Origin of the sequence: Acinetobacter sp. YH12255, from assembly GCF_013417355.1 — a bacterium.
Taxonomy (GTDB): domain Bacteria; phylum Pseudomonadota; class Gammaproteobacteria; order Pseudomonadales; family Moraxellaceae; genus Acinetobacter; species Acinetobacter pseudolwoffii.
This window is the reverse complement of record NZ_VPEC01000057.1, coordinates 1-11,487: the sequence shown is the minus strand read 5'-3', so window position 1 is coordinate 11,487 and position 11,487 is coordinate 1. Positions and strand designations below refer to the sequence as shown.

10 protein-coding genes are annotated in these 11,487 nt (G+C 42.0%); 7 read left to right on the top strand and 3 right to left on the bottom strand.

The window, feature by feature from the left end; translation table 11 throughout:
- Both FTV30_RS14315 and FTV30_RS14310 read left to right on the top strand, forming a co-directional pair.
- Positions 1 to 159: transposase (locus tag FTV30_RS14315; protein ID WP_373683721.1), on the top strand; the 159-nt coding region annotated here is incomplete at its 5' end.
- 53 nt (positions 160 to 212) lie between these two features.
- A complete protein-coding gene (locus tag FTV30_RS14310) occupies positions 213 to 440 on the top strand; it encodes a hypothetical protein (RefSeq protein ID WP_100329616.1) in 228 nt (75 codons plus the stop codon).
- 114 nt (positions 441 to 554) lie between these two features.
- Here the strand turns inward: FTV30_RS14310 and FTV30_RS14305 are convergent, their stop codons facing one another.
- Both FTV30_RS14305 and FTV30_RS14300 read right to left on the bottom strand, forming a co-directional pair.
- On the bottom strand, positions 555 to 1,463 hold the full coding sequence (locus FTV30_RS14305) for a lysine exporter LysO family protein (RefSeq protein WP_100329615.1): 909 nt from the start codon (positions 1,461 to 1,463) through the stop codon (positions 555 to 557).
- Positions 1,464 to 1,531: 68 nt separating this feature from the next.
- Positions 1,532 to 3,031 (bottom strand): NAD(P)/FAD-dependent oxidoreductase, encoded by a 1,500-nt coding sequence (locus FTV30_RS14300; RefSeq protein ID WP_005097304.1) that lies wholly within the window; start codon positions 3,029 to 3,031, stop codon positions 1,532 to 1,534.
- Positions 3,032 to 3,172: 141 nt separating this feature from the next.
- On the opposite strand from FTV30_RS14300, the gene FTV30_RS14295 reads away from it, so the two are divergent.
- The 5 genes from FTV30_RS14295 to FTV30_RS14275 all read left to right on the top strand — a co-directional run bounded on the left by FTV30_RS14295 (position 3,173) and on the right by FTV30_RS14275 (position 10,269).
- Positions 3,173 to 4,180 (top strand): AraC family transcriptional regulator, encoded by a 1,008-nt coding sequence (locus FTV30_RS14295; RefSeq protein ID WP_005097302.1) that lies wholly within the window; start codon positions 3,173 to 3,175, stop codon positions 4,178 to 4,180.
- An 84-nt stretch (positions 4,181 to 4,264) separates the two neighbouring features.
- Positions 4,265 to 5,410, top strand: coding sequence for a cell division protein ZapE (zapE, locus tag FTV30_RS14290; protein ID WP_180001812.1), 1,146 nt, complete (start codon positions 4,265 to 4,267; stop codon positions 5,408 to 5,410).
- Between the two features lie 371 nt (positions 5,411 to 5,781).
- On the top strand, positions 5,782 to 7,947 hold the full coding sequence (locus tag FTV30_RS14285; protein WP_180001811.1) for a malate synthase G: 2,166 nt from the start codon (positions 5,782 to 5,784) through the stop codon (positions 7,945 to 7,947).
- A 127-nt stretch (positions 7,948 to 8,074) separates the two neighbouring features.
- Positions 8,075 to 9,523, top strand: coding sequence for an aldehyde dehydrogenase family protein (locus FTV30_RS14280; protein ID WP_180001810.1), 1,449 nt, complete (start codon positions 8,075 to 8,077; stop codon positions 9,521 to 9,523).
- A gap of 83 nt (positions 9,524 to 9,606) precedes the next feature.
- Complete coding sequence (locus FTV30_RS14275; RefSeq protein WP_180001809.1) at positions 9,607 to 10,269, top strand: SOS response-associated peptidase family protein; 663 nt, start codon at positions 9,607 to 9,609, stop codon at positions 10,267 to 10,269.
- Between the two features lie 76 nt (positions 10,270 to 10,345).
- Here the strand turns inward: FTV30_RS14275 and FTV30_RS14270 are convergent, their stop codons facing one another.
- The gene (locus FTV30_RS14270) at positions 10,346 to 10,810 is read right to left on the bottom strand and encodes a MarR family winged helix-turn-helix transcriptional regulator (RefSeq protein ID WP_005097294.1); all 465 of its coding nucleotides are present in this window, start codon (positions 10,808 to 10,810) and stop codon (positions 10,346 to 10,348) included.
- Between the last annotated feature and the right edge of the window lie 677 nt (positions 10,811 to 11,487).

Genomic DNA, 11,487 nt, shown 5'->3' with positions numbered 1-11,487 from the left:
AACCAAGAAATCAGTCGGCGTAGGATCACAATTGAACATATCAACGGCAAACTTAAACATTTTCGGATATTGACAGAACGCTATAGAAATAGACGGAAACGATTTGGTCTAAGAATGAATTTAATTGCTGGAATGGTGAATTGGATGCTCTTAAATTAACTTTCGCAAGAGATCTATTGAAAAAAATGGTTATAAAATAAAAAGGAAAAATGATGACTTCATCTGAACCACAATTAGAAAAAGAACAGAATGACGTGATTCAAAATGTTCAACAGGCGGAACAGCTTAAGCAACAAGAACAGCAACAACAGCAGGCAAGCTCAGCAGATTGGACAGCGGGGATCGATGTGGTCAGTTTGGCATCTGATGCCATCAGCCTTGCTTCGGATGTTATTGAAACAGTAGGCGATGCCTTAAGTGATATTGATTTAAGTTTTTAGTCAGCCTTTCTTGCTTGTGCTTCGTTTTAAAATCCTGCTTTAGAACTTAGTCAGGAAGGAAAGTTCCTCTTTAGAAAAGAGAGACTTAGGGAGATTGAGAAAGCAATAAAGCAATTAAATCGCTGCCAGTACACTCACCATGACTGGTGCTAACAATGACAAAATAAATCCACTGACCATAGCATGCGGAATAAAATCGTGACCGCATGCCTGCTTAACCATCGGTAAAGTCACATCCATTGCAGTTGCACCCGCTGCGGAAATGGCCGATCTTGGATATCTCCAGCCCATACAATACATCAGTAAGATGGCAAAAATTTCTCTAAACAGGTCATTCATTAGTGCAATGCTGCCGAGTTCTGCATTTCGAAGCTCGGTCACGACAACGCCTGACATTGAGTAAAATCCATAGCCTTGTGACAGCATGATCAAATCTTTCAGGCCAATCTGTGTGTTCCAGAATGAATAGAGCATAACTGCGAATAATGAACCGAAGATACAACCGATTGGAACCAGAAGAATTTTGATATTTAACCAAGAACGATCCAGTGGCGAATAAGCCAGATCTAGACCAATGAAAAACATAAATACCAGTAACAAATGCCAAGTGCTAATGTGTAAGGACAGATCAAACAGACTCAAGCCAGCATGTAAAAAGTATCCGCCTGCGAGTGCCAAAAAAGCATAACTCATATTCAGTAAGGATTTAATTACCAGATCAAGGGATACTCTGCCTGAACTGGGAAGAAAACCAGCCCACTTGAACAGCAAATAGCAAATAGCAAAAGCACCGAGTGATGTCAGAAAGGCAATGCTGATGGATGTACTCAGAATCTGTAGGGGGTGCTGTAATTCATCCACAAGCTGTGAGAATTCAAAGGAAATCGCAATCAGTAACACATAGCTAAAATAAGGTAAGAGCTTGAAACAGATTTTAATCATCGATACTGGAATCCGTTTCGCCAAAGCAAAACCGAGTGCCAAACAGAGAAGAAGCTGAAAGATGAGCCAAAGCGATTGCATAAGTTTAATAGATTGAAAAAATTATCTTTAAATTATGCCATCGCTTGATGCTAGATGGTGAAAAGCTTTTAGCTAACTTTATTGAATAATCGATAATCTGCGGTATTGGGTTTCTTGGTTTTCAGCCAGTATTTCCAGGTATAAGTCGGCCATAGGGCAAAATTCTTGCCACCTTCCTGCTGATACCAGCTGACACAGCCAGATTGCCATACGGTCTGTTCAAACATATGTTGCACCTGCTGATTAAATGTATCTTGCGCCTGCTCTTTGACCATAATGGCATCGCTATGTGATTGATCGACCCGCTGCATGAGCTGCAAGATATAGTCAACTTGTGCCTCAATCATAAAAATCACAGAGTTGTGTGCCAATAGGGTATTTGGGCCCAGTAATTGAAACAGGTTTGGGAAACCTTTCATGCAAATTCCATAATAACTTTCAGCCCCCTGTTTCCAGACCTCATTGAGCTGTAGATTATCCAGCCCAGTACATTGAAAATTCTTCATATAGATGCGTGGATCGGTAATGAACCCGGTGCCATAAATCAGACAGTCAATTGGCCGCTCCTGACCATCTTGGGTAATGATGCTATTTTCAGTAAGTTCCTGAATCTTTTCAGTCACCAGTTCTACATTCCTGCGGTTAAAAGTCGGGAAATAGCTATTGGAAACCAGAATACGTTTACAACCCATGATGTAATCCGGAGTGAGTTTTTGAGCTAACTCAGGATCTTTAATCTGGTATTTGATGAACAGTTCTGCCAGTTTCTGGGTGTATTTCATGATTCCGGGTTTAACGATGGGGATGACCCGCGATTCATTTGACCAATATAAGCGGGCACGGTGCAGTTTTCGGAACCAGTCATATTTTTCAAATAGTGTCTTTTCGAGAGGGTGATAGACACGTTCATCGCGAGGAATGATCCAGGCTGCAGTACGTTGCATGACATAGAGTTGTTTGCATTGTGGGGCAATTTCCGGAACATATTGAATGGCGCTGCCACCTGTGCCAATCGATGCGACATTTTTGCCATTTAAATCATAAGCATGATCCCATTGTGCAGAATGAAAGACTTTCCCTTGAAACTTCTCAATACCGGGGATAGGTGGAATCTGGGGAATATGTAAAGGCCCTGAAGCAAATATGACAAATTGGGCTTCCAGGATACTTTGATCTTGTAACTGCAATTGCCACAGACAGCGCTCTGCCTGGTAATGCGCTGAAAGGACTTCAGTATTTAAGCGGCAGAACGCACGCAGCTTATAATCGTTTACCAGATCCTGAATATAGGAAAATATCTCGGGTGCTTCGGCATAGCGTTTTGACCAGTTACTTTTCGGAGCGAATGAGAGGGAATATAAATGTGACTGCACATCACAGGCTGCGCCAGGGTACTGGTTGTCTCGCCAGGTTCCACCAAATTCATGGCCTTTTTCCAGCAGAATAAAATCATGGATGCCTTGCTGCTGTAAACGTATTGCCATGGCAATACCGCCAAAACCGGCGCCAATAATGGCGACTTTGGTAAAGGGTGGCGAGCGGGTGGCACTTGTATTTTCCAGCATCATTGCATTCCTTGCTTATTTTAATAAGAGATTATTATCATCATTCACTGATAAAAGATTAGACCTAAAATTGATCTAAACGGCAATAGCAGTACACTTATTTTTATAGTACAACTAAGACTATCACATTGTATTTGTATGGTTATGAAACGTTCTGTTCTCAGTCTGATGTATTTGATTCAAGGGATGCGCAAGGCGGGCATAGACGTCGATCAGAAGCTGCAAAACATTGGACTGCGTGTCGATGCCTTTGATCCTGGCTCGATTATTCATCCGAGTCTGGAACATGATGTACTTAAGGTCGTAGGGCAGGAAATCGAAGCTGAACAGGGATTATTGATTGGCCAGCATTATGCATTGGCAGGTTATGGTCCGTTGTTGATGTTACTGGTTACCAGTCCGACGGTACGTGATGCGCTGCATCAGGTGATCCGCTTTCAACAGTTGACGCATTTGACAGGACAATTGGGTTTGCAACAAAGCGAGCATCATAGCGCGTTGTGTTATCGACCGAAAAATCTGGAAGATGGTCTGGGTGTGTTGCTGGCACAGGCGGAGATTTCGGGAACTTTCAAGTTTATCCGTGATATCTACAAAATGATGGGCTTGTCCAAACCTGATTTACGGATCGAGTTACCATTTGCCCATCCGCAAGAGCCGAATACCTTAAAGGTCTATCATGATTATTATGGGACACAGGTTCAGTTCGATGCACCAAGTGCGGCATTCTGGTTTGATGAAGCAGTTCTGGATATTAAAATTCCGTCTGCGGATACGGTGACCTTTGCGCTGTATGAAGCCAAGTGTTTTGCTGAATTGCAACGTTTGCAACAGGATGAGCAGACACCGACAGTGGTGCAGCGCGTTCAGGATTATCTGGAAATACAAAGTGGTTTGATGCCGAGCATGGCCGAAACTGCGCAGGCGCTAAATATTCCGGAGCGAACCTTGCGGCATCAGTTACAGCAGTGTGATACCAGTTATAAACAAATTCGCGAAGACATTATTAAAGATAAGGCTTTGCGATTGATTGAATATAAACAGTATTCAATTGAAATGATTGCAGAGTTGTTGGGCTATTCCGAGCCGGCTGCTTTTAACCATGCCTTTAAACGCTGGTTTGGGCAAAGCCCTCGGCAATATGTGAAATAGCCTAAGCTTGTTTATGCCAAAGTGTTATAGTGTGTTGATTAAACTCCGCTATAATTAAATTGATCCCAAATAGTACGAAACTCTATGTCCGATTTTAATTCACAGCACAGCACCGCCTTTAGTCCGATTTCTCCTGCAGAACGTTATGCACAAGCAATATCTTCGGGACAGTTTATGCCTGATGATGCACAGGCAATGGCAGTACATGAACTGAATCGTGTCTGGCTGGAATTGATTCAGCGTTTTAAGGCCTCGAAAAAAGCCTTTCGCCGTTTTCGCCGTCAGACTTCTCCCAATGGCGTGTATATGTGGGGTGGTGTGGGTCGTGGCAAAACCTGGTTAATGGATCAGTTTTATGATTCGATTCCATTTCGCCGTAAAACCCGGATGCATTTTCACCACTTTATGCAGCATGTGCATCGTGAATTAAATAAGCTCTCTGGGCAGCGTAATCCGCTGGATCTGGTCGCGGATCAGATTTATAAAGACGCGGTGATTATCTGTTTCGATGAGTTCTTTGTATCCAATGTCACCGATGCCATGATTCTGAGTGATCTGTTCCAGAAACTATTTGAACGCGGGATTACTTTGGTTGCAACTTCGAACATTGCCCCAGACGGTTTGTATAAAAACGGGATTCATCGTGACCGTTTCCTGCCGACGATTGAACTGGTCAAGAAAAACTGTGTGGTGTTAAACGTCGATGCCGGCGTCGATTACCGTTTACGCGTATTAAAACAGGCGCAGTTATTCAAATTCCCATTAACCCATGATCATAAAAACTGGATTGCGCAACGTTTCAGTGCTTTGACTCAGACGCAACCCTGCTCTGAAGAGCCGATTATCATCAATAACCGTATTGTGGAAACTGTGTCACATACCGAAGATGTATTGTGGTGCGAGTTTTCTGAGCTGTGTCTAAAACCACGTAGCCCGGCTGACTTTATTGAAATTGCCAATATTTATAATACGGTTTTAGTCAGTAATGTGCCGCACCTGACCGATTTCCTCAATGATGGGACGCGCCGTTTTATTTATCTGGTCGATGAGTTCTATGACCGTGGTGTCAAACTGTTATTGACCTCGGAAGACAATATTATTGATATTTACCAAGGTGAAAAACTGGTCTTTGAAATTGAACGGACGCGTTCACGTTTACTGGAAATGCAGTCGGATGAATATCTGAATTCTGAACATCGTCAGATTCAGAAAACTATCTCGAGTGAGTAGGAAGCAGAATAAAAGCGCTGGTCATTGACTGGCGCTTTTTTATAAAAATAAGCAGGTAATTGATCGACAACTAGGGCCAAACATGGCTTAATCTTGATCTAAATATGATCGTGTATAACTAGAATGCATAATTTTTACTCGAAAATCTGAACTTAAGTCTAATTTCTACATTTCGAAAACTTTATACACTGTCATTAGGGTATTTAGCAGAATGATATCTCAATGCGGCTGAGCGACGTCTGATATGTTTATGAGGGTACTCATATTATGAAAAATGCTCAGTATTTAGCAATTTGATAATACTATTCAGCTAGATTTTAATCGGTATACTAGAATCTCTTGTATAAAAAGTAGCAATATCAGGAAAGACAATGACTGCACGTATTCAAAAAGGCAAGTTAGCGATTGCTAAAGAACTTTACGATTTTATCGAAAATGAAGCACTACCAGGTTCTGGTTTGGATAGTGAAACTTACTGGAAAAACTTTGAACAAGTCGTTGTTGATCTTAGCCCTAAAAATAAAGCACTTTTGGCTAAGCGTGATGACATTCAAGCGAAAATCGATGAATGGCACCGCAATAACACATTTGAATTACAAGCTTACAAAGCTTTCTTGACTGAAATTGGCTACTTGTTACCAGAAGTAGAAGATTTTCAAATCAGCACTGAAAATGTAGACGAAGAAATTGCCGTATTGGCCGGCCCACAGCTGGTGGTACCGGTACGTAATGCACGTTACTGCCTCAACGCAGCCAACGCACGTTGGGGTTCTCTCTACGATGCACTTTATGGTTTCGACGTGATCTCTGAAGAAGATGGCGCGGAAAAAGGTAAAGGCTATAACCCGAAACGTGGTGAGAAAGTTGTCGCATTTGCGAAAAACTTCCTTGACGAAACTTTCCCATTGGCACAAGGTTCACACGCAGACGCAACTCAATATGCAGTTGATGGCAACGCACTGGTTGTAACATTAAAAGATGGTTCTACAACGACTGTTGCGGATAGCGCTAAATTTGTTGGCTTCAATGGCGAAGCGTCAGCACCGACTGAAATCGTATTTAAAAATAACGGTCTGCACGTTATTGTGCAAATTGATGCAACGAGCCCGATTGGCCAGACTGATGCCGCTGGCGTAAAAGACGTAGTTCTTGAAGCTGCAGTTACCACCATTCAGGATTTGGAAGACTCGATTGCAGCGGTTGATGCTGAAGAAAAAGTGGAAGGCTATCGTAACTGGTTAGGTCTGATGAAAGGCACTTTAGAAGAGTCCATTCAGAAAAATGGTAAAACAGTTACCCGTACACTGAATGCAGACCGTACTTTCAAAAATGTGGAAGGTGGTGAAACCAAGGTTCATGGTCGTTCATTGATGTTGCTGCGTAATGTCGGTCATTTGATGACAAACCCTGCCATTTTGGTCGATGGTGCAGAGATTTTTGAGGGCATCATGGATGCCTTGATTACACCATTGTTGTCTTTTGCCGACATCAAAGGTGAAAATACCATCAAGAACTCGCGTCAAGGTTCAATGTATATCGTTAAACCAAAAATGCATGGTCCTGAAGAAGTGGCATTTGCCGTTGAATTGTTTGAACGTGCGGAACAGGTACTGGGTTTGCCTGCAAAAACTTTAAAAATCGGGATTATGGATGAAGAGCGCCGTACTTCTGTAAACCTGAAGAACTGTATTGCACAAGCCAAAGACCGTACTATTTTCATCAATACAGGCTTCATGGACCGTACCGGTGACGAAATCCATACCTTTATGGAAGCAGGCCCATTCGTACGTAAAGGCGAAGTCAAAGGTCAGATCTGGTTCCCGGCTTATGAAAACCGTAACGTGATGATCGGTCTGCAAGCAGGTTTACGTGGCAAAGCGCAAATCGGTAAAGGCATGTGGCCAAAACCAGATATGTTGCTCGACATGTATAAAACCAAAACTGAACATCCGGAAGCAGGTGCGAGCTGTGCATGGGTGCCATCACCAACAGGTGCGGTAATTCACGCGATTCACTATCATCAGATTAATGTTGCGGATCGTCAGCAAGAGTTATTGGCAACTGAAGCCTTGTCACTAGATGACTTGTTAACGCCACCATTAGCAACAGACACTAACTGGTCTGAAGAAGAGAAAACCAAAGAACTTGAAAATAACTGTCAGGGGATCTTGGGTTATGTGGTTCGCTGGGTAGACTTAGGTGTAGGTTGTTCTAAAGTACTCGATATCAACGATGTCGGGTTAATGGAAGACCGTGCGACTCTACGTATTTCTTCACAGCACGTGGCGAACTGGTTGCGTCATGGTGTGGTAAGCCGTGAGCAAGTAGAAGAAGTGATGCAGCGTATGGCGAAAATTGTAGATCAGCAAAATGCCAATGATCCGTTGTATACGCCAATGTCTGCAGACTTTGCCAACAATATTGCATTCCAGGCAGCGTCTGACCTGATCTTTAAAGGTGGTGAACAGCCATCAGGTTATACCGAGCCACTTTTACATGCAGCACGTTTAAAGTTAAAAGGTTATACAGGTGACTAATCCCGTCTAACTTAAAAAAGCCTCTTCGGAGGCTTTTTTATTGTCTAATGGTAAGCAGCTGTCTTTCTGACTAGAAATTTTTCAGTTGAACTCTTAAAGTGGAGCAAAGCTTGCGAGGAACAATAAAATGATGACGGTATATCAGGACTTAGACCAGCAGTTTATTCATGGTCAGTGGCAACATGGAACTTCAACCAAAATCATAAAAAATATCAATCCTTTTACCCAAACCGAAATTATGAGTCTTGCAGCTGCCAGCTCTGTCGATGTAGACAGTGCGTATACGGCAGCAGAACAGGCTTTTCAACAGGGTGTTTTGAATTCCATTGAAGTCCGTAAAACAGTATTGCAAAATTTAATTAATATTATTCAGCAGCGCCGTGCAGAAATCATTGACTGGCTGATTATTGAATCAGGCAGTACGCGCATTAAAGCCGGCCTTGAGGTAGATGCTGCCTTGGGGATTATTCACGAAAGTCTGGCATTTCCAGATCAGCTGAAAACTGAACAGCTCGAAAGCAAAGATCCAGTACGGAAAAGTTTGGTCTTGCGTAAACCTTTAGGCGTGATTGCAGTCATCAGCCCATGGAACTTTCCATTTCATCTGTCCTTGCGTTCAGTGGCGACAGCGATTGCCTGTGGCAATACGGTTGTCTTGAAACCAGCCAGTGATACGCCGGTGACTGGCGGTACATTAATCGGGAAATTATTTGAAGAAGCCGGTTTGCCTCCGGGTGCATTGAATATTATTGCCGGTGCTGGCAGTGAAATCGGGGATTATTTTGTCGAGCATTCAGTGCCAAAAATGATTTCATTTACCGGCTCGACTGAAGTGGGGAAAAGTGTCGGCAGTAAAGCTCTGGCCAGTTCCAGAATCAAACGTTTGGCACTGGAACTGGGCGGCAATGCACCCTTGGTGATTCTGGATGATGCCGACCTTGATCTGGCGGTTGAACTGACCTTGATGGGGCGTTTTATGCATCAGGGACAAATTTGCATGAGCACCAATCGGGTTGTTATCGATGCATCTATTCATGATGCTTATGTGGATAAGCTTCTGGATCGGGTCAAAATGATTCCAGTGGGCGATCCGAATCTGGAAGATACCATCATCGGGCCGATCATTAATCGGAGTCAGGTCAAAAAGCATCAACAGATCATTCAGACAGGCAGCGAGCAGGGCGCACAGCTGGTATATGAGGGCGGAATTGAAGGAAATCTGGTCTATCCGCATATTTTCATTAACGTCGCAGCCGATTCTGATTTAGCACAACAAGAAAGCTTCGGTCCGATTTTACCGATCTTAAAAGCACGTGATGAGGCCCATGCTTTAAATCTGGCCAATGCAACAGAGTTCGGTTTGTCCAGTGCAGTCTGTACATCAAATATCGAACGCGGCAGCGCTTTTGCGGCACAACTGGATATTGGCATGACCCATATTAACGGGATCAGTGTTGCAGATCAGTCTAATGCACCCTTTGGCGGCGAGAAAAACTCAGGACTCGGACGTTTTAATGGTCGCTGGATTTTTGAGGAGTTTACCCGGACACACTGGTTTACCATACCGAATTCATGATACTCAAATCTATATCAATATTACAGGTTTGGCTCAGACATCAGGTTATAATCGAGTGGTCGAATGATTTACATTAATCCGCCATGTGTGCCAACTTTAAACCTTTAAGCTTAGAACAATTGCATAATCTGGGGTTGCCCGAAATTCCCTTTGAATATCCGGAAGAGGTCTATCCCAATTATGCTACACCGCTGTTATTTCATTCAGCTCAAGGACTGGAATGGCGGTCGGTAAATTTTGGCCTGATTCCAAAATGGGCAGAAGATAAAAGTATAGCTACCAAGACCTATAACGCCAGAAATGAAACTTTATTGCAAAAGCCAACCTTTGCCGAAGCCACTGCCAAATGTCATTTTGGGGTCATTCCTGTTGCCGAGTTTTATGAGTCCAAATATTTTGACAATAAACCACAGCGTTGGGGTATAAGACGTCAAGATGGTCAGGCGACTTTTATTGCGGCAGTATATGAGATTACACGAGTACAAGGGGAAATTGTACGATCTGCCAGCATGATCACCATGGATGCCATTGACCATCCGATGATGAAAGAATTTCATGAGCTTGGAAACATCAAACGTTCGGTGATCGTGATTCCGCATGAGCGACTACAAGAATGGCTGACACTGAGTCATCCGGATATTCGGAGTTTTGTACACGGCTTTCCGGAAGAAGAGTTTGAATGTTCACATGTCCCCAAAGAAAAAATCAAAAAAGCCAGCCCACAACTGAACTTTTTTGATTCTTAGAAAGCTCCGGTGAATTATTTATTATTGAAAGTATGCCAATTCGCCAGCGTCTATTTAAAAATAAAAAGTAGGGCTTTTAACGAGCCAGGTTTTTAAAAATATGACGTAAACTTTCCATGGTTTTTTCAATTTGCAAAGGCGTCAAGCCTTCAAATGACTGCTCTAGTACTATATTGGTCAGATCATTGATCTTATGTGTCATTTGCATGCCTTTTTCGGTCAAAAATACCCGGGTAATTCGTGCATCATCTTCACATGAATAAGTCTCAACCAGACCCTCATCTTTTAAGCGATAAACAATTTTAGTGGTGGTCGACATTTTAGATACGACCATCTCTGATAAGTCGGATACACTCGCATGCGGTTTGGATTTTAAGGCAAGAAGGATACGGCGGCGCGAATTGTCGACACCATATTTTTTAAGTGCGTGATCGACATTAAGTACATATTGAGCATGAACCTGAGTAACCCAATAATAGGGAAAGTTTTCTAAATTAAATTCTTCCGTACACGGTAAAAATTTTGCATATTTCTTAGTCATGAAATGTTCCTTGTATTTATTTTTCTAGGGCCCGTCCATTTTATGAAAAAGTTTATGCATGTTTCAACCTTTATTTTAAAAATGTTAAAGAGATTGCACTTTTTAGTTTTTCTTAATAGCCCCAGAAGTCGAGCAGTTCTGCATATGCGCTGATTCAGGACAGAGAATGGCCATTTTAAATCGGATGAAAGGCAATAATATTTTGTGTAAAATTAATACTTAATTGTATATTTCTGAGGCGGAATCATTTTCCGCAATCGTTTGTCATTCGACAGCATGATTCGCTTATCGGCCAAAATGCAATCACTCTGATTTTAATCAACCAGACAATTTTGCTGATGGATCTATGCAGTTATGCGGAGGAATTTCCCCATCAAAAAATTCAAGCCCTATTTTAACTGATTGCTTTTTTAATCGGTATATATTTGATGGCTGAATTTTTAGTTCACTTTAAAAGTGGTTGAGCTAATGAATGGTAATTATGCATATTTTTAATTAAAGTAAAATAATTTGTGAAGAAAAAATTAAGTTTAATGCGTTTTATACACACTAGACTTCCGTCATAAATCAAAAAATGTACAATTTATTTGATCTTAAATTAATCAGCAAAATTATTTAATTCAATGGATAATCCTTGGATGAAATTCAAAGATATTCAAAAATTATCAGACGTTAAG